This window comes from Seongchinamella sediminis (genome assembly GCF_003457605.1).
Classification (GTDB): Bacteria; Pseudomonadota; Gammaproteobacteria; order Pseudomonadales; family Halieaceae; genus Halioglobus; species Halioglobus sediminis.
This window is the reverse complement of the sequence record NZ_QRAN01000033.1, coordinates 1-19,470: the sequence shown is the minus strand read 5'-3', so window position 1 is coordinate 19,470 and position 19,470 is coordinate 1. Positions and strand designations below refer to the sequence as shown.

15 protein-coding genes and 1 tRNA gene are annotated in these 19,470 nt (G+C 60.5%); 15 read left to right on the top strand and 1 reads right to left on the bottom strand.

Annotation, left to right across the window (positions count from 1 at the left end; translation table 11 throughout):
* The 11 genes from DWB85_RS19875 to DWB85_RS18385 all read left to right on the top strand — a co-directional run.
* On the top strand, window positions 1-121 hold a 121-nt coding region (locus tag DWB85_RS19875), incomplete at its 5' end, for an EF-Tu C-terminal domain-related protein (protein WP_205422805.1).
* A 127-nt stretch (window positions 122-248) separates the two neighbouring features.
* A tRNA-Trp gene (locus DWB85_RS18430) sits at window positions 249-324 on the top strand.
* A 115-nt stretch (window positions 325-439) separates the two neighbouring features.
* Window positions 440-802, top strand: coding sequence for a preprotein translocase subunit SecE (secE, locus tag DWB85_RS18425; protein ID WP_117957465.1), 363 nt, complete (start codon window positions 440-442; stop codon window positions 800-802).
* A gap of 20 nt (window positions 803-822) precedes the next feature.
* Window positions 823-1,356 (top strand): transcription termination/antitermination protein NusG, encoded by a 534-nt coding sequence (gene nusG / locus DWB85_RS18420; RefSeq protein ID WP_117957463.1) that lies wholly within the window; start codon window positions 823-825, stop codon window positions 1,354-1,356.
* Between the two features lie 165 nt (window positions 1,357-1,521).
* Entirely contained in the window at window positions 1,522-1,956 is a 435-nt protein-coding gene (rplK, locus tag DWB85_RS18415; RefSeq protein ID WP_117957461.1) for a 50S ribosomal protein L11, read from the top strand.
* Window position 1,957: 1 nt separating this feature from the next.
* Entirely contained in the window at window positions 1,958-2,653 is a 696-nt protein-coding gene (gene rplA / locus DWB85_RS18410; protein WP_117957459.1) for a 50S ribosomal protein L1, read from the top strand.
* Window positions 2,654-2,964: 311 nt separating this feature from the next.
* Complete coding sequence (gene rplJ, locus DWB85_RS18405) at window positions 2,965-3,495, top strand: 50S ribosomal protein L10 (RefSeq protein ID WP_117957457.1); 531 nt, start codon at window positions 2,965-2,967, stop codon at window positions 3,493-3,495.
* 42 nt (window positions 3,496-3,537) lie between these two features.
* Window positions 3,538-3,912 (top strand): 50S ribosomal protein L7/L12, encoded by a 375-nt coding sequence (gene rplL / locus DWB85_RS18400; RefSeq protein ID WP_117957455.1) that lies wholly within the window; start codon window positions 3,538-3,540, stop codon window positions 3,910-3,912.
* Between the two features lie 161 nt (window positions 3,913-4,073).
* Window positions 4,074-8,147, top strand: a complete 4,074-nt coding sequence (gene rpoB / locus DWB85_RS18395) for a DNA-directed RNA polymerase subunit beta (protein ID WP_117957453.1) — start codon at window positions 4,074-4,076, stop codon at window positions 8,145-8,147.
* A 29-nt stretch (window positions 8,148-8,176) separates the two neighbouring features.
* Window positions 8,177-12,394, top strand: coding sequence for a DNA-directed RNA polymerase subunit beta' (rpoC, locus tag DWB85_RS18390; RefSeq protein ID WP_117957451.1), 4,218 nt, complete (start codon window positions 8,177-8,179; stop codon window positions 12,392-12,394).
* A 227-nt stretch (window positions 12,395-12,621) separates the two neighbouring features.
* A complete protein-coding gene (locus tag DWB85_RS18385; protein WP_117957449.1) occupies window positions 12,622-13,383 on the top strand; it encodes a hypothetical protein in 762 nt (253 codons plus the stop codon).
* A gap of 70 nt (window positions 13,384-13,453) precedes the next feature.
* Here DWB85_RS18385 and fusA (DWB85_RS18380) read toward each other — a convergent pair whose 3' ends face one another.
* Window positions 13,454-15,538 (bottom strand): elongation factor G, encoded by a 2,085-nt coding sequence (fusA, locus tag DWB85_RS18380; RefSeq protein WP_117957447.1) that lies wholly within the window; start codon window positions 15,536-15,538, stop codon window positions 13,454-13,456.
* A gap of 299 nt (window positions 15,539-15,837) precedes the next feature.
* Here fusA (DWB85_RS18380) and rpsL point away from each other — a divergent pair, with 299 nt between their 5' ends.
* The 4 genes from rpsL to DWB85_RS18360 all read left to right on the top strand — a co-directional run.
* Window positions 15,838-16,209, top strand: a complete 372-nt coding sequence (gene rpsL / locus DWB85_RS18375) for a 30S ribosomal protein S12 (protein WP_117319674.1) — start codon at window positions 15,838-15,840, stop codon at window positions 16,207-16,209.
* Between the two features lie 111 nt (window positions 16,210-16,320).
* Window positions 16,321-16,791 (top strand): 30S ribosomal protein S7, encoded by a 471-nt coding sequence (rpsG, locus tag DWB85_RS18370; protein WP_117957445.1) that lies wholly within the window; start codon window positions 16,321-16,323, stop codon window positions 16,789-16,791.
* A gap of 35 nt (window positions 16,792-16,826) precedes the next feature.
* On the top strand, window positions 16,827-18,932 hold the full coding sequence (gene fusA, locus DWB85_RS18365) for an elongation factor G (protein WP_117957443.1): 2,106 nt from the start codon (window positions 16,827-16,829) through the stop codon (window positions 18,930-18,932).
* 87 nt (window positions 18,933-19,019) lie between these two features.
* The coding region (locus DWB85_RS18360; RefSeq protein ID WP_117953823.1) for a GTP-binding protein at window positions 19,020-19,470 on the top strand (451 nt) is incomplete at its 3' end.

The following is a 19,470-nucleotide window of genomic DNA, read 5'->3' as shown; positions in this document are numbered from 1 at the left end:
CAACGTGCAGATGGTTGCCACGCTGATCGCTCCCATCGCCATGGAAGAAGGCCTGCGCTTCGCGATTCGTGAAGGTGGCCGCACCGTTGGCGCGGGTGTTGTCGCCAAGATCATCGAGTAAGGTACAGTGTCATCCCGGCGTAAGCCGGGATCCATGAAAATGGATTCCGGCCTGTGCCAGAATGACTGAACACCGGCAAGCCGAGCTGTGAACCACAGTTCGGCTTCGTCGTCTGAACAAGAGTATTAGGCCAGTAGCTCAATTGGCAGAGCAGCGGTCTCCAAAACCGCAGGTTGGGGGTTCGATTCCCTCCTGGCCTGCCATTTTATGGCAGGGGGTGGCGCCGGTGAGCGTCATCTCGACAAGACAGGTAGCAACCCGCAGGGCAGGCGCATTGCGCAGTAGCTGTTGCGGGCGGTTACAGAAAGGATAGTTTGAATGAGTGTGGAAACAACCGCGAGCCGGTTTGACGGCCTCAAGTGGCTGGTCGTATTCGTACTGGTGGGTGTGGCGGTCGTTGGTAACAGCTACTACGCAGACCAGTCACTGCTTTACCGCGTGCTGGGTATTCTGGCGTTGGCGGTTGTGGCCGGCCTGGTAGCCCTGCAGACCGCCAAGGGTGCGGCGTTCTGGGCGCTGGTGAAAGGCTCCCGCACCGAGATTCGCAAGGTGGTCTGGCCGACGCGCCAGGAAACCGTGCAAACCACCATGATTGTGGTGGTGTTCGTGTTGCTGGTGGCCCTGATGCTCTGGGGGCTAGATTCGCTCCTTGGGTGGCTGGTGTCGCTGGCAATTGGATAAATTGAAGTAAGGGTCAGCCGATGGCAATGCGTTGGTACGTGGTTCACGCCTATTCAGGGTATGAGAAGAAAGTAGCGGCTGCCCTGAAAGAGCGCATTGAGCTGCACGGCATGCAGGATCGCTTCGGCGAGGTGCTGGTGCCCACCGAGGAAGTGGTGGAAATGCGCGGCGGCCAGAAGCGTCGTAGCGAGCGCAAGTTCTTCCCCGGTTATGTCCTGGTGCAAATGGAGCTGGACGACGATTCCTGGCACCTGGTCAAGGAAACCCCGCGGGTGATGGGCTTTATCGGCGGCAAGGCCGATGCCCCCGCGCCAATTACCGAGGCGGAGGCGAACGCCATCCTGCAGCGGGTAGAGCAGGGCGTGGAAGCGCCCCGCCCGAAAACAATGTTCGAGCCCGGCGAAATGGTCCGTGTTATCGACGGCCCCTTCAACGACTTCAACGGCGTTGTGGAAGAGGTCAACTACGAAAAGAACCGCCTCAATGTGGCGGTGCTGATTTTCGGTCGTTCCACCCCGGTGGAACTGGAATTCGGTCAGGTCGAGAAGGCCTGACCTGCAGGTGTCGTCCCCGCGCAGGCGGGGACCCAGAGACCTTTATACAGGCGCTGGATTCCCGCTGCCGCGGGAATGACGAAGTGAACTGGCGGCGAAGGTCGCCGCAATGGGGAGCTGTAGTAAGCGCAAGCCGAACCAGCGTTTGAACCCGGGAGAAAAGTAATGGCTAAGAAAGTCGAGGCTTATATCAAGCTGCAGGTGCCTGCCGGCCAGGCAAACCCGAGTCCCCCCGTGGGTCCGGCACTCGGTCAGCATGGTGTGAATATCATGGAATTCTGTAAGGCGTTCAACGCCGAGACCCAGGGCACCGAGCCCGGTCTGCCGATTCCGGTGGTGATCACCGTTTACAGCGACCGTTCCTTCACCTTCATCAGGAAGACACCTCCCGCGGCGGTACTGCTGCGCAAGGTTGCCAAGATCAAGAAGGGCTCCGGCACCCCCAACACCAACAAGGTTGGCAAGGTGACCCGCGCCCAGCTGGAGGAAGTGGCCACCCAGAAGTGGCCCGACCTGACTGCTGCCGACATGGACGCAGCCGTGCGCACAATCGCCGGTTCCGCCCGTTCTGCCGGGATCGAAACTGAGGGGGTGAACTAAGATGGCCAAGCTGAGCAAGCGCGCGAAGGCGTTCAAGGAAAAAGTTGACCCGATGAAGGCGTACCCGCTGGAAGAGGCGGTAGGCCTGTTGAAGGAACTCGCCACTGCCAGGTTCAACGAGACGGTTGAAGTTGCAGTCAACCTGGGCATTGACGCCCGTAAATCCGACCAGGCTGTACGTGGCGCCACCACCCTGCCCCACGGCACCGGTTCCGAGGTTCGGGTCGCCGTGTTCACCCAGGGCGAAGCTGCAGAGAAAGCCAAGGCTGCCGGCGCCGACCTGGTGGGCATGGAGGACCTGGCAGAGCAGATCAAGGGCGGCATGATGGACTTTGACGTGGTCATCGCTTCCCCCGACGCCATGCGCGTCGTCGGCCAGCTGGGTCAGTTGCTGGGGCCCCGCGGCCTGATGCCCAACCCCAAGACTGGCACCGTGACGCCCGACGTTGAGACTGCGGTCAACAACGCCAAGGCGGGCCAGATGCGCTACCGCACCGACAAGAACGGCATTATCCATGGCGGCATCGGCAAGATCGATTTCGAACTGGACGCCATTCGCGGCAACCTGGAAGCAGTGCTGGGTGACCTGAAAAAGGCCAAGCCAGCCGCCGCCAAGGGTGTGTACATGAAGAAAATCAGCCTCAGCACCACTATGGGGCCGGGCGTCACCATCGACCAGGGGTCGTTGGAACTGTAATTGTTGGCCCGCTCCCACAAGGGGCGGGCCCTCATTGTTTTCCACGGATGGAAAGCGGTAGACCGGTAAGGGCCCACCGGCCCGACCCGGTCCACTTTGAGGTCTTTGGACAAGGCATGGGTGCAAGCCCGATTAGCTGAAAACTGAAGGCCATCAAAGACCGTAGGTGCCAAAGTCGATGCGGTTTTTCGACAGCGGTTTAATTGAGGCCCCGGCCGAAACCTACGCAGATGGTGAACGTGTTCACCACGCAGAAGCGGCAGTCACATAGACGTGTGACTGCTCAACTTAGCAATCCAGGAGTAATTCCAGTGGCAATTGGACTCGAAGACAAAAAAGCGATCGTAGCTGAAGTTAACGAGACTGCCACCAGTGCTCTGTCCCTGGTGATCGCCGACGCACGTGGCGTATCAGTGGACGGAATGACAGCTCTGCGTAAGAATGCGCGCGAAAACCAGGTGACCCTCCGCGTTGTGCGGAACACCCTGGCCAAGCGCGCCCTGGAAGGAACCGAGTACGAGTGTGTTAACGACACTCTGGCCGGTCCCTCCCTGTTCGGATTTTCCATGGAAGATCCGGGCGCAGCGGCTCGACTCTTCAAGGACTTTGCGAAAGATAACGCAGCCTTTGAAGTCAAAGCATTGGCGGTAAGCGGCCAGATGCTGGGTGCAGAACAGTTGGATGTTCTGGCTAAGCTGCCTACGCGTGACCAGGCACTCTCGATGTTGATGAGTGTCATGAAAGCGCCGGCAACCAAGCTGGTTCAGACAATGAACGAAGTACCTGGAAAACTGGTTCGCACACTCGCAGCAGTACGCGATCAGAAGGAAGCGGCGGCGTAAGCCACTGTTTCAACGTTTTTACAGCTAACGGAGATATATGTCATGTCTAAAGAAGACATTTTGAATGCAATCGCAGAAATGAGCGTGATGGAAGTTGTTGAGCTCATCGAAGCAATGGAAGAGAAATTCGGTGTAACTGCTGCCGCTGCTGTTGCAGCTGCGCCTGCAGCTGCTGGCGGCGACGCCGCTGCCGCTGCTGAAGAGCAGACCGAGTTCGATGTTGTACTGACCTCTGCCGGTGAGAAGAAAGTTAACGTCATCAAGGTCGTTCGTGCAATCACCGGCCTGGGCCTGAAAGAAGCCAAGGGCCTGGTCGACGGCGCGCCTTCCCCCATCAAGGAAGGTGCTTCCAAGGAAGAAGCCGAAGACATCAAGAAGCAGCTGGAAGAAGCCGGCGGCGCAGCTGAACTCAAGTAAGTTCAGCGATCGCCCGGCCCTGGCCGGGCACGGACAAGGCTGGTGGTGCCAAGTGCCCACCGGCCTTTTCCCGCTTCATACAAGCAAGTTTTTGAGGCCGTAGATTACGGTCTGATGAGCCCCGGGTTGGGGGCTGGAATTACATACGCTGGGGAGTACTGATGGCATACTCGTACACTGAGAAAAAACGCATTCGCAAGGATTTTGGCATGTTGCCGAAGGTAATGGATGTTCCTTACCTGCTTGCGATCCAATTGGATTCATACCGGAAATTCACCCAGCAGGGGGTTCCCCTCGATCAGCGCGGCGCCTATGGCCTGCACGCAGCCTTTAAATCCGTATTTCCCATTGTCAGCTACTCCGGTAACGCTGCCCTGGAGTACGTCGACTACGCCCTCGGTACGCCGGTGTTCGACGTTAACGAGTGCCAGCTGCGCGGGGTGACCTACTCCTGCCCGCTGCGGGTGAAGGTGCGCCTGATCATTTACGACAAGGACTCCTCCAACAAGACTATCAAGGACATCAAGGAACAGGAAGTCTACATGGGGGAAATCCCCCTGATGACCGACAACGGTACCTTCGTCATCAATGGTACCGAGCGTGTCATCGTGTCCCAGCTGCACCGCTCCCCCGGTGTTTTCTTCGACCACGACAAGGGCAAGACCCACTCTTCCGGCAAGCTGCTGTACAGCGCCCGGGTGATTCCCTACCGTGGTTCCTGGCTGGACTTCGAGTTTGACCCCAAGGATCAGGTATTCGTCCGTATCGATCGTCGCCGCAAACTGCCGGCGACCGTATTGTTGCGCGCCCTGGGTTACGAGTCCGAAGAAATCCTCGACATGTTCTTCGAGACCAACACCTTCAAAAATGCCGGTGACGGCAACTTCACCATGACCCTGATTCCCGAGCGCCTGCGCGGAGACGTGGCCTCGTTCGACATCAAGGCCGGCAAGAAGGTGGTGGTGGAAGAGGGCCGGCGTATTACCGCCCGCCACATTCGCCAGCTGGAAGAGGCCAATATCAGCGAGCTGGAAATTCCTTCCGACTACCTCCACGGCCGCGCCCTGGCCAGGAACGTGGTGGACGAGAAGACCGGCGAGATTATCGTCGAGTGCAACACCGAGCTGTCCGAGGAAGTGCTGGCCCGGCTGGAAGAAGCTGGCGTCAAGGAGATCGAAACTCTCTACACCAACGAGCTGGACTGCGGTCCGTTCATCTCCGATACCCTGCGCCAGGACACCACCCGCAACGAACTCGAGGCGCTGGTGGAAATCTATCGCATGATGCGCCCCGGCGAGCCGCCGACCAAGGAGTCCGCCGAGAACCTGTTCCAGAACCTGTTCTTCTCTGCCGATCGCTACGACCTGTCAGCCGTTGGCCGGATGAAGTTCAACCGCCGCCTGGGTCGCGAGGAAGTGACCGGCGAAGGCGTGCTGGACAAGCAGGACATCGTCGATGTGCTCAGGACCCTGGTCAATATCCGTAACGGCAAGGGCATCGTCGATGACATCGACCACCTCGGTAACCGCCGCGTCCGTTCCGTGGGCGAGATGGCGGAAAACCAGTTCCGCGTCGGCCTGGTGCGGGTAGAGCGCGCGGTCAAGGAACGCCTGTCCATGGCCGAGTCCGAGGGCCTGATGCCCCAGGACCTGATCAACGCCAAGCCCGTATCTGCCGCGGTTAAAGAGTTCTTTGGTTCCAGCCAGCTGTCGCAGTTCATGGACCAGAACAACCCGCTGTCAGAGGTGACCCACAAGCGCCGTGTGTCCGCGCTCGGCCCGGGCGGCCTGACCCGCGAACGCGCCGGCTTCGAGGTGCGCGACGTGCACCCGACCCACTACGGCCGGGTATGCCCGATTGAAACCCCGGAAGGCCCGAACATCGGCCTGATCAACTCGCTGGCGACCTATGCCCGCACCAACGAGTACGGCTTCCTCGAGAGTCCGTACCGCAAGGTGGTGGACGGCCAGGTAACCGACGAGATCGAGTTCCTGTCGGCAATTAATGAGGCAGAAAACGTTATCGCCCAGGCCTCGGCAACGCTGGACGACGACAAGCGCTTTGTCGATGAACTGATCAACGTCCGCTATCTGAACGAATTCACCGTCAAGGCGCCGGAAGACGTCAACTACATGGACGTGTCGCCCAAGCAGGTGGTTTCGGTGGCCGCGGCCCTGATCCCCTTCCTCGAGCACGACGACGCCAACCGCGCACTGATGGGCTCCAACATGCAGCGCCAGGCGGTGCCGACCCTGTCCAGCGACAAGCCGCTGGTGGGTACCGGCATGGAGCGCTACGTCGCCGCCGACTCCGGTGTTTGCGTGGTGGCCAGGCGCGCCGGGGTGATCGACTCGGTCGACGCCAGCCGTATTGTGGTGCGCGTCAACGACAAGGACGTGGGTGTGGACGAGGCGCCGGTTGATATCTACAACCTGACCAAGTACACCCGCTCCAACCAGAACACCTGCATCAACCAGCGCCCCATCGTCAAGCAGGGCGACACGGTTGACCGCGGCGATATTCTCGCCGATGGACCGTCTATCGACATGGGTGAGCTGGCCCTGGGCCAGAACATGCGCATCGCGTTCATGCCCTGGAACGGTTACAACTTCGAGGACTCCATCCTGGTATCGGAGCGCGTGGTGAAGGAAGATCGCTTCACCACCATCCACATCCAGGAACTGACCTGTATCGCCCGTGACACCAAGCTGGGGCCGGAGGAAATCTCCGCGGATATCCCCAATGTCGGTGAAAGCGCCCTGGGCAAGCTGGACGAGTCCGGTATTGTCTACATCGGTGCCGAGGTCGACGCCGGCGACATCCTGGTCGGCAAGGTAACCCCCAAGGGTGAAACCCAGCTGACCCCGGAAGAGAAGCTGCTGCGCGCCATCTTTGGTGAAAAAGCCTCTGACGTGAAAGATACCTCCCTGCGCGTGCCGTCCAGCACTAAGGGCACGGTCATCGACGTGCAGGTATTCACCCGCGACGGTCTGGAAAAGGACCAGCGCGCCCAGCAGATCGAGAAGCACCAGCTGGACGAGTACCGCAAGGACCTCAAGGAAGAGTACCGTATCTTTGAAGAGGCCACCTTTGCCCGCCTGGCTAACCTGATCAGGAACAAGGCCACCGTCTCCGGCGGCGGCCTGACCAAGGGCACCAAGCTCACCGACAAGGTGCTTGGCGAGCTGGACCGCGAACAGTGGTTCAAGCTGAAGCTGTCCGAGGCCGAGCTCAACGAGGCCCTGGCCTCGGCCCAGCGCCAGCTGGACGAGCAGACCAGGCTGCTGGAAGAGCGCTTCGAAATCAAGAAGGGCAAGCTCCAGTCCGGCGACGACCTGGCGCCCGGCGTGCTGAAAATCGTCAAGGTATACCTGGCGATCAAGCGCCGTATCCAGCCCGGCGACAAGATGGCCGGCCGTCACGGTAACAAGGGTGTTATCTCGGTCATCATGCCGATCGAGGACATGCCCTACGACGAAAACGGCGAGCCGGTGGACATCGTTCTCAACCCGCTGGGCGTGCCCTCGCGGATGAACGTGGGCCAGATCCTGGAAACGCACCTGGGCATGGCGGCCAAGGGCCTTGGCGACAAGATCAACGTCATGATCGAGGAGCAGAAAAAGGTCGCCGAGGTGCGCAAGTTCCTCGAGAAAATCTACAACAATGGCGCCGGTCGCGAGGAGGACATCGCGTCCCTGTCCGACGAGGAAGTCATGGAGCTGGCCGGCAACCTCAGCGGCGGTGTACCCATGGCGACCCCGGTCTTCGACGGCGCCGCGGAAGACTCCATCAAGGACCTGCTGAAGCTGGCGGACCTGCCGGAGTCCGGTCAGTTCACCCTGTACGACGGCCGCACCGGTGAGTCCTTTGATCGCCCGGTCACCGTGGGTTACATGTACATGCTGAAGCTGAACCACCTGGTGGACGACAAGATGCACGCCCGCTCCACCGGTTCCTACAGCCTGGTTACCCAGCAGCCGCTGGGTGGCAAGGCGCAGTTCGGTGGCCAGCGCTTCGGTGAGATGGAAGTGTGGGCGCTGGAGGCTTACGGCGCGGCTTACACCCTGCAGGAAATGCTGACGGTGAAATCCGACGACGTGGCCGGCCGGACCAAGATGTACAAGAACATTGTTGATGGTGATCATCGCATGGAGCCGGGCATGCCCGAATCCTTCAATGTGCTGGTTAAGGAAATCCGCTCCCTCGGTATCGATATCGAGCTTGAGAGCGAGTAACCAACCAGCGAATTTGCGGAGGAAATACCTTGAAAGACTTACTTAACCTGCTGAAATCCCAGGGCCAATCCGAGGAATTTGACGCCATTCGCATTGGCCTGGCGTCTCCGGAGATGATCCGTTCCTGGTCCTTCGGCGAAGTGAAAAAGCCCGAGACCATCAACTACCGTACCTTCAAGCCGGAGCGGGATGGCCTGTTCTGCGCCAAGATTTTTGGCCCGGTGAAGGACTACGAGTGCCTGTGCGGCAAGTACAAGCGCCTCAAGCACCGCGGTGTGATCTGTGAGAAGTGTGGCGTTGAAGTCGCCCTGGCCAAGGTGCGCCGGGAGCGCATGGGCCACATCGAACTGGCCAGCCCCGTGGCTCACATCTGGTTCCTGAAGTCGCTGCCCAGCCGCATCGGCCTGCTGCTGGACATGACCCTGCGCGACATCGAGCGGGTGCTGTACTTCGAGAGCTACGTGGTTACCGACCCGGGCATGACGACCCTGGAGCAGGGCCAGTTGCTGTCTGACGAGCAGTACTACGAGGCGATGGAAGAGTTCGGCGACGAGTTCACTGCCAAGATGGGCGCCGAGGCGGTGCAGGACCTGATGATGCAGCTGGACCTGGAGCAGGAAGTGGCCCAGCTGCGTGAAGAGATTCCCGCCACCAACTCCGAGACCAAGATCAAGAAGCTGTCCAAGCGCCTCAAGCTGATGGAAGCCTTCGCCAATTCCGGCAACAAGCCCGAGTGGATGGTGCTCAACGCACTGCCCGTGCTGCCGCCGGACCTGCGCCCGCTGGTACCGCTGGACGGCGGTCGTTTCGCGACCTCTGACCTCAATGACCTGTATCGCCGGGTAATCAACCGCAACAACCGGCTTAAGAGATTGTTGGACCTGAACGCGCCGGACATCATCGTGCGCAACGAGAAGCGCATGCTGCAGGAGTCCGTGGACGCGCTGCTGGATAACGGCCGCCGCGGCCGCGCCATTACCGGTTCCAACAAGCGCCCGCTGAAGTCCCTGGCCGACATGATCAAGGGCAAGCAGGGACGCTTCCGCCAGAACCTGCTGGGCAAGCGCGTGGACTACTCCGGTCGTTCGGTGATCGTGGTGGGCCCCACCCTGCGCCTGCACCAGTGTGGCCTGCCCAAGAAGATGGCCCTGGAGCTGTTCAAGCCGTTTATTTTCGGCAAGCTGGAAGCCCGCGGCCTGGCGACCACCATCAAGGCCGCCAAGAAGATGGTCGAGCGCGAGCCGCCAGAAGTCTGGGACATCCTCGCCGAGGTAATCCGCGAGCATCCGGTGCTGCTGAACCGTGCGCCGACCCTGCACCGTCTCGGTATCCAGGCCTTTGAGCCGGTGCTGATCGAGGGCAAGGCGATCCAGCTGCACCCGCTGGTCTGTGCTGCCTACAACGCCGACTTCGACGGCGACCAGATGGCGGTCCACGTACCGCTGACCCTGGAAGCCCAGCTGGAAGCGCGGGCGCTGATGATGTCGACCAACAACATCCTCTCGCCCGCCAACGGTGAGCCCATCATCGTACCGTCCCAGGACGTGGTGCTGGGTCTGTACTACATGACCCGTGAGCGCATTAACGCCAAGGGCGAGGGCACCCTGTTTGCCAACGTCTCGGAAGTGCACCGCGCCTATATGGCCGGGCACGTTCACCTGCAGGCGCGGGTGAAGGTGCGCGTCACCGAGGTCGTGGTCCAGGACGAGGGCGAGCCGCTGGAGCGCACCTTTGTCGCGGACACCACCGTTGGCCGTGCCCTGCTGTGGGAAATCGTGCCCGAGGGGATCGCCTTCGATATGGTCAACCGGGATATGGCCAAGAAGGCCATTTCCCAGATCATCAACCAGTGCTATCGCGCCGTTGGCCTCAAGGCCACCGTGATCTTCGCCGACCGCCTGATGTACACCGGTTACGAGTACTCCACCCGCTCCGGCTCCTCCATCGGCGTTAACGACTTCGAGATTCCCGCCGAGAAGGCGGGCCTGATCGAGAGCGCGGAAGCCGAGGTGCTGGAGATCGAGGAGCAGTACGCCGCCGGCCTGGTTACCCAGGGCGAGAAGTACAACAAGGTGATCGACATCTGGTCGCGGGCCAACGACCTGGTCTCCAAGTCAATGATGGAAGGCCTGTCCAAGGAAACCGTGATCAACCGCGATGGCGAGGAAGAGGAGCAGGCCTCCTTCAACTCGGTTTATATCTACGCCGACTCCGGTGCCCGGGGTTCGCCGGCGCAGATTCGCCAGCTGGCGGGCATGCGCGGGCTGATGGCCAAGCCGGACGGCTCCATCATCGAGACCCCCATTGTGGCCAACTTCCGCGAGGGCCTGAACGTACTGCAGTACTTCATCTCTACCCACGGTGCCCGTAAGGGTCTGGCGGATACCGCCCTGAAGACCGCCAACTCCGGATACCTGACCCGTCGTCTGGTCGACGTGGCCCAGGACCTGGTGGTGACCGAGGAAGACTGCGGCACCGACGCCGGCGTACTGATGACCCCGGTGATTGACGGTGGCGACATCATCGAATCCCTGGGCGACCGGGTGCTGGGCCGTATCGTTGCCCGCGATGTGATGAAGCCCGGATCCGCGGACGAGATCGCCATTACCGCCGGCACCATGCTCGACGAATTGTGGATCAAGCGCCTGGAAGAGATGAGCATCGACGAGATCGAGGTTCGTTCGCCGATTACCTGTGAGACCCGGCACGGCATCTGTAGCGCCTGTTACGGCCGCGACCTGGCCCGTGGCCACCGCGTCAACATGGGTGAATCCATCGGTGTTGTCGCCGCCCAGTCTATCGGCGAGCCCGGCACCCAGCTGACCATGCGTACCTTCCACATCGGTGGTGCGGCATCCCGGGCCACCGCCCAGGACAACATCCAGGTGCTGAACGACGGTACTGTGCGTATTCACAACCTGAAAACCGTCGAGAACACCGACGGTAACCTGGTGGCGGTCAGCCGTTCCGGTGAGCTGTCGGTACTGGATACCCGCGGCCGCGAGCGCGAGCGCTACAAGCTGCCCTACGGTGCCGTCCTCAAGGTCAAGGACAACGAGAAGATCACCGCCGGCGCCATTGTCGCCAACTGGGATCCCCACACCCACCCGATCATTACCGAGGTGGCCGGTACCGTGAAGTTCAGCGGTATGGAAGAGGGTATTACCATCAAGCGCCAGACCGACGAACTCACCGGCCTGTCCTCCATCTCGGTCATGGATGCCGCTGAGCGCCCCGCTGCCGGCAAGGACATCCGTCCCGCGGTAAGCCTGGTGGACGACAAGGGTGAGGAGCTGTGCCTGGCCGGTACCAACGTGCCGGCGCACTACTTCCTGCCGCCGCACGCCATGGTGAGCATGGAAAACGGCGCCAAGATCGGCGCCGGCGACGTTATCGCCCGGATTCCGCAGGAGGGTTCCAAGACCCGCGACATTACCGGTGGTCTGCCCCGCGTGGCCGACCTGTTCGAAGCGCGCAAGCCGAAAGAGCCGGCCATCCTGGCGGAAATCTCCGGTACCGTGTCCTTCGGTAAGGAAACCAAGGGCAAGCGTCGCCTGGTAATCACCCCCACGGATGGCAAGCCGCTGGCCGATGGTTCCGATCACTACGAGGCGCTGATTCCCAAGTGGCGCAACATGAGCGTGTTCGAGGGTGAATCGGTGGAGAAAGGTGAGGTGGTGTCCGAAGGACCGCCCAACCCCCACGACATTCTCCGCCTCAAGGGCATCGAGGAACTGGCCAAGTACATCGTCAACGAGATCCAGGAGGTGTACCGCCTGCAGGGTGTGAAGATCAACGACAAGCACATCGAGGTGATAGTTCGCCAGATGCTGCGCAAGGTGATCATCACCTCCAGCGGCGATTCCAGCCTGATCAAGGGCGAGCAGGTGGAGTACACCACCCTGCTGGAAGAGAACGAGCGCCTGCTGGCGGAGGGCCTGGTGCCCGCCACCGGCGAGCGCGAGCTGCTGGGAATCACCAAGGCCTCGCTGGCCACCGAGAGCTTCATCTCCGCGGCCTCCTTCCAGGAGACCACCCGGGTACTGACCGAAGCCGCGGTAACCGGCAAGCGTGACTACCTGCGCGGTCTCAAGGAGAACGTGGTCGTTGGCCGCCTGATTCCCGCCGGTACCGGCCTTGCCTACCACGAGGAGCGCAAGCGCAGCCGCGATGCCGATTCCGAGATGTCGGTCTCAGCCCAGGACATCGAGGCAGCACTCACCGAGGCCTTGCAGGCCGACAGCTAGGCCGGACGCTTGCAGTCCCCCGATCAAGGGGCGACGGGATTTGCCCGTCGCCCCTTTTTCATGCCCGTTGATGGGCCGGTAGCCGTCCGGCAAGTGAACGCACCAATCTGTAATCAAGTGTTATCGAACAAGACTTGAACAATCCCTGAAATCGACTAGGGTTATTGGCGTATCGGGGCAGAGACCTTCTCTTGGGGAACATTGATTCCTGGAGGGAGGTCTTTGCCATGAACAAACTGCTCTTTGTCGCCGTTGTGATCGTTTTCGTCGCGGCTCTCAACTACGGACATTCCGCAAGCGCCCAGGAGGGGCAGGTCAAGGCCGCTCCGGTGGACTTTCGCGCCTGTACTTTTCGCGAGGGAAAGGACATGGAGGACCTGGACACGGTCTCCGCCAAGTTCCGCAGCTATGCCAACAAGCACGACTTCAACTATGCCGCCTGGACGCTGGTGCCCCAGTTCCAGAGTGCCGTGCCCTACGATGTGGGCTGGCTGGGTGCCTGGCCCGACAACGAGGCCTTTGGTATCAGCATGGAAAAGTGGATGACCACCGGCAAGGAACTGGCGGTGGAGTTTGACGAGGTTATGGACTGCGGCAGCCGGCATGAACTGGCCCTGTGGGTGCCGGTTACCGCGGCGGATTCCTCGCCCGAGGAGGGCATATTGATGATCTCCCGCTGTGCGCTGGGCGAGGGCAAGAGCGAGAGCGACGCCTTCGCGGCACACATCAAGTTCGGTAACTACATGCGGGGCCTGGGCTCCATGGCGTCTTCCTGGCTTTTTTACCCGACCATGGGCGCCAGCAATATTGACTATGACTATTACCACGCCGTGGCTTTCTACCGCTACTCGGATCTCGGCGCCGCCATGGAGCTTTACGCCAATGGCGGTGGTTACCAGAAGAGAGAGGAAGTGCTGGCGCCGGTGACAGACTGTGCGGCCCCCATTGTTTTCGATGCGCGCAGTGTGCGGGCCTTTGACGAACGCTGAATAAAAGCAAACAGCAGGCACAAAAAAGCCGGCCCGGGGGCCGGCTCGTTCGTACCTGACGCGGGCGTGCTTAGCCTTTGTCTTTCCGGGCCTTCACTTCCGCGACTACCTCCTCAGCCACCGCCTGGGGGCAGGGCAGGTAGTGCGAGAACTCCATGGAGAACTGGCCGCGGCCAGAGGTCATGGTGCGCAGCTGGCCGATGTAGCCGAACATCTCCGACAGCGGTACGTCTGCCTTGATGCGCACGCCGGTGACGCCAGCGTCCTGGTCCTTGATCATGCCGCGGCGGCGGTTCAGGTCGCCGATAACGTCACCCACGTGATCGTCGGGGGTGAACACGTCAACCTTCATGATGGGCTCGATCAGCTGGGCGCCAGCCTTGGGCATGGACTGGCGGAACGCGCCTTTGGCGGCCAGTTCGAAGGCGATGGCCGATGAGTCAACCGCGTGGAAGCCACCGTCGTACAGCTCGACCTCGACGTCCAGCACCGGGAAGCCGGCCACGGTACCTTCGGCCATCATGCTCTCGAAGCCCTTCTCGATCGCCGGGAAGAACTCCTTGGGCACGTTACCGCCAACAACGGTAGAGGTGAACTTGAAGCCGGAGCCGGGCTCGCCGGGCTTGATCCGGTAATCGATCTTGCCGAACTGGCCGGAACCACCAGACTGCTTCTTGTGGGTGTAGGAGTCGTCGACTTCCTGGGTGATGGTTTCGCGGTAGGCCACCTGGGGTTTGCCCACGTCCAGTTCCACACCGTAGGTGCGCTTGAGGATGTCGACCTTCACGTCCAGGTGCAGTTCGCCCATACCCTTGAGAATGGTTTCACCGGAATCCTCGTCGGTTTCAACGCGGAACGAGGGATCTTCTGCCACCATCTTGCCGATGGCGATACCCATTTTCTCGGCGCCGCCCTTGTCCTTGGGGGCGACGGCAATAGAGATAACCGGGTCGGGGAAGACCATGGCTTCCAGGGTGCAGGGGTGTTTGGGGTCGCAAAGGGTGTGACCGGTTTGCACGTTCTTCATGCCGACAATGGCGATAATGTCGCCGGCCTGGGCCTTGTCGAGCTCGTTGCGGTCGTTGGCGTGCATCTCCACCATGCGGCCGATACGCTCGGTCTTGCCGGTGAAGGAGTTGAGGATGGTGTCACCCTTGGCGAGTTTGCCGGAGTAGAGGCGGACGAAGGTCAGGGCACCGAAGCGGTCGTCCATGATCTTGAACGCCAGCGCACGCAGGGGCTCATCGGCAGAGACTGTCGCCACCTTGCCGGTGGGGTTACCTTCCTCGTCGGTCAGGTCCTGGGGGTCGACCTCGGTGGGGTTGGGCAGGAAGTCAACGACAGCGTCCAGCACCAGCTGTACGCCCTTGTTCTTGAACGCGGAGCCGCAGTAGGTGGGGAAGAAGTCCAGCTTGCGGGTACCCTCGCGGATGCAGCGCTTGATGTCGTCCAGGGCAGGTTCGTTGCCTTCCAGGTATTGCTCCATCAACTCGTCGTCCTGCTCAACCGCAGTCTCGATGAGCTTTTCGCGCCACTCCTCGACTATGTCGACCATGTCTTCGGGAACATCGACGATCTCGAAGTTCTCGGCGTTGTCATTGTCAGGCCAGATGTGCGCCTTGCGGGTCAGCAGGTCGACCACGCCGCTGAACTCGTCCTCGCGGCCGATGGGTAGCACCATGACCAGCGGGTTGGCGCCCAGTACGTCTTCCACCTGCTTGACCACGCGGTAGAAGTCAGCGCCAATGCGGTCGAGCTTGTTGACGAAAATGAGACGGGACACTTCCGACTCGTTGGCGTAGCGCCAGTTGGTTTCGGACTGGGGCTCTACCCCGCCGGAGCCGCAGAATACGCCAATCCCGCCGTCCAGTACTTTCAGTGAGCGGTACACCTCGACGGTGAAATCCACGTGTCCGGGAGTGTCGATAACATTGAGACGGTGATTTTTCCAGAAGCAGGTGGTCGCAGCCGACTGGATAGTGATGCCGCGCTCCTGTTCCTGCTCCATGAAATCGGTGGTGGCCGAGCCGTCGTGGGTTTCACCGGCCTTGTGGATTTTGCCGGTGAGCTTGAGAATACGCTCGGTAGTGGTGGTTTTGCCCGCGTCAACGTGGGCGAAAATACCGATATTTCGATACAGGGATAAGTCAGACATTGTTACTCTCGATTGATTAATGTTTGGCCAAAAAAATTGGGCGCTAGACTACAGGAAAACGCGCGCTTTGGGGAGCACTATTAGCAGGTAATTCGCCGCTATTTGGCCCCTAACTGCGCATAAATTTGCCTTCCCGGTCGGGTTGACTCACCGCAGAAGCATCTATAGAATGCCGCCTCCTCTTTTTGGGGGTGCCTTCGTGCGTCTTGTTTACCGGCGATTGCACGGGAGTGTGCCGTCCTGGGGAAACATGGCCCCAAGGTCATGAAATACAACATATTTTTTGGAGTTCTAACTGAATGGCAACGATCAACCAATTGGTTCGTAAGCCCAGGAAGCGCAAAGTAGAAAAGAGCGACGTGCCCGCCCTGCAAAGCTGTCCGCAGCGCCGCGGTGTGTGTACTCGCGTCTACACCACTACGCCGAAGAAACCGAACTCTGCACTGCGTAAGGTATGTCGTGTACGCCTGACCAACGGTTACGAGGTTTCCTCGTATATCGGCGGTGAGGGTCACAACCTGCAGGAGCACAGTGTAGTTCTGATTCGCGGCGGACGTGTGAAGGACTTGCCCGGTGTGCGTTACCACACCGTACGCGGCAGCCTGGACACCTCTGGAGTCTCTGACCGTCGTAACGGTCGCTCCAAGTACGGTGCCAAGCGACCCAAGTAAGTTCTGCAAGCGACAGCTGGCTGAAGATGTAAGTAAGGCCGAACCCCTGCCTCCCCCGCATTTGTGGCAGGTCGGTGTTCGGGTCAACCTGAAGAGATAGGAAGGCTTAATATGCCCAGAAGACGAGTAGTCGCCAAGCGCGAAGTACTGCCGGATCCCAAATTCGGTAACGTGACATTGGCAAAGTTCATGAACCACGTGATGATCAGTGGTAAGAAATCAGTCGCAGAGACCATCGTGTATGGCGCTCTGGACATCGTTCAGGAAAAACTGAACAAGGATCCCATCGAAGCCTTTGACGAGGCACTGGAAAACATCGCCCCCATGGTGGAAGTAAAGTCCCGCCGCGTTGGCGGTGCGACCTACCAGGTGCCGGTTGAAGTGCGCCCCGCCCGCCGTGTTGCGCTGTCCATGCGCTGGCTGGTGGAATACGCCCGTAACCGCGGTGAGAAGTCCATGCGTCAGCGACTGGCTGGCGAGATCATCGACGCCTCCCAGGGTAAGGGTAATGCCGTGAAGAAGCGTGAAGATGTTCACCGCATGGCAGAAGCCAACAAGGCGTTCTCTCACTACCGTTTCTAGGCCTCGCCTGGAAACACTGATACGGGGAATTCATCGTGGCACGTAAAACGCCAATCAGCAGGTATCGGAACATCGGTATCTGCGCCCACGTGGACGCGGGTAAAACCACGACCACCGAACGTGTACTGTTTTACACCGGCCTGTCGCACAAGCTGGGCGAGGTACACGATGGCGCCGCAACCATGGACTGGATGGAGCAGGAGCAGGAGCGGGGTATTACCATCACCTCGGCGGCCACGACCTGTTTCTGGAAGGGGATGGATGCCCAGTTCCCCGATCACCGAATCAATATTATCGACACCCCCGGGCACGTGGACTTCACCATTGAAGTGGAACGCTCCCTGCGGGTGCTCGACGGTGCCGTGGTTGTGCTCTGCGGCTCCTCCGGCGTCCAGCCCCAGACCGAAACCGTCTGGCGCCAGGCCAACAAATACGAAGTGCCGCGCATGGTCTTTGTCAACAAGATGGACCGCGCCGGTGCCGACTTCCGCAGGGTGGTCCGCCAGCTCGAGGAGCGTCTTGGGGCGGTACCGGTGCCGCTGCAGATGACCATAGGCGCCGAGGACGGGTTCAGGGGCGTGGTCGACCTGGTCAAGAACAAGGCCATTATCTGGAATGAGGCCGACCAGGGCATGACTTTCGAATATGCCGAAGTCCCTGCGGACATGGTCGACGAAGTCAACGAAATGCGCGAATTCATGATCGAGAGTGCGGCGGAAGCCAGCGACGAGATGATGGAGAAGTACCTCGAGGGTGTCGAGCTGACGGAGGCGGAAATCAAGGCCGCCATCCGCAAACGCACCCTGGCCAACGAAATCGTGCCGGTGCTGGGCGGATCCGCGTTCAAGAACAAGGGCGTGCAGGCCATGCTGGACGCGGTGATCGAGTACATGCCATCACCCACCGAGGTGAAGGCTATCGAAGGCCACCTGCTGGACAAGGACGAGACCCACGCCACCCGGGAGGCAGACGACGAGGCGCCGTTTGCCGCGCTGGCCTTCAAAATCGCCACCGACCCCTTCGTCGGCACCCTGACCTTCTTCCGGGTGTACTCGGGCAAGCTGGAGTCGGGCACTGCCGTGTTCAACTCGGTGAAGGAGAAAAAGGAGCGTGTCGGCCGCATGGTGCAGATGCACGCCAACAGCCGGGAAGAAATCAAGGAAGTCCTGGCGGGTGATATCGCCGCGGCGGTGGGCCTCAAGGACGTCACCACCGGTGACACCCTCTGCGACCCGGGCGACCCGATTGTGCTGGAGCGCATGGACTTCCCCGAGCCGGTAATTTCCGTGGCCGTCGAGCCCCGTTCCAAGGCGGACCAGGAGAAAATGGGTGTTGCCCTGAGCAAGCTGGCCCAGGAGGACCCCTCGTTCCGGGTCAAGACCGACGAGGAGACCGGGCAGACGATTATCTCCGGCATGGGGGAACTGCACCTGGATATTCTTGTCGACAGGATGAAGCGCGAGTTCAGCGTGGAGGCCAATATCGGCAAGCCCCAGGTCGCCTACCGTGAGGCGATTCGCAATATTGCCGAGATCGAGGGCAAGTTCGTGCGCCAGTCCGGTGGTCGCGGCCAGTACGGTCACGTCTGGATCAAGTTTGAGCCGGGCGAGGATGAGTCTGCCGAGGGCCTGGAATTCGTCAACGAGATTGTTGGCGGCATCGTGCCCCGGGAGTACATCCCCGCGGTGCAGAAAGGTATCGAGGAACAGATGCAGAACGGCGTGCTCGCCGGTTACCCGTTGCTGGGACTGAAGGCCACCCTGTACGATGGCTCGTTCCACGATGTTGATTCCAACGAGATGGCGTTTAAAATTGCCGCCAGCATGGCCACCAAGAAACTGGCTGATGAGGGCGGGGCAGTACTGCTTGAACCCATCATGTCGGTGGAAGTGGTCACGCCGGAAGAGAACATGGGAGATGTGGTCGGTGACCTCAATCGCCGTCGCGGCGTGATCGACGGCATGGATGAGAACGCCGCCGGCAAGGTAGTTACCGCGGAAGTGCCACTGGCAGAAATGTTCGGCTATGCGACCGACCTGCGCAGCGCCACCCAGGGCCGGGCTACCTACACCATGGAGTTCTGCAAGTACGCCGAGGCGCCGCACGCGGTAGCCGAGGGCATTATCTCAAGGAACCGTTAACAGTTTTTCTAAAAAGGGGTCAGAGCCCTTTTGTTTGCAAGAGCGAGATGGGCTCTGACCCCGAGCTAACCATAGAGGAGCCTGAAAATGGCAAAGGAAACATTCGAACGTACTAAGCCCCACGTCAACGTGGGCACCATTGGTCACGTTGACCACGGTAAGACTACCCTGACAGCGGCCCTGACCCGGGTGTGTGCTGAAGTATGGGGTGGTGAAGCGGTAGCCTTCGACGGCATCGACAACGCACCGGAAGAGCGTGAGCGCGGTATCACCATCGCCACCTCGCACGTTGAGTACGATTCTCCCGAGCGCCACTACGCCCACGTGGACTGCCCCGGACACGCCGACTACGTGAAGAACATGATCACCGGTGCGGCGCAGATGGACGGCGCCATCCTGGTCTGTGGCGCCACCGACGGCCCCATGCCCCAGACCCGCGAGCACATCCTGCTGTCTCGCCAGGTAGGCGTACCCTACATCGTGGTATTCCTGAACAAGGCTGACCTGCTGGCGGAAGACTGCGGCGGCGCCGATTCGG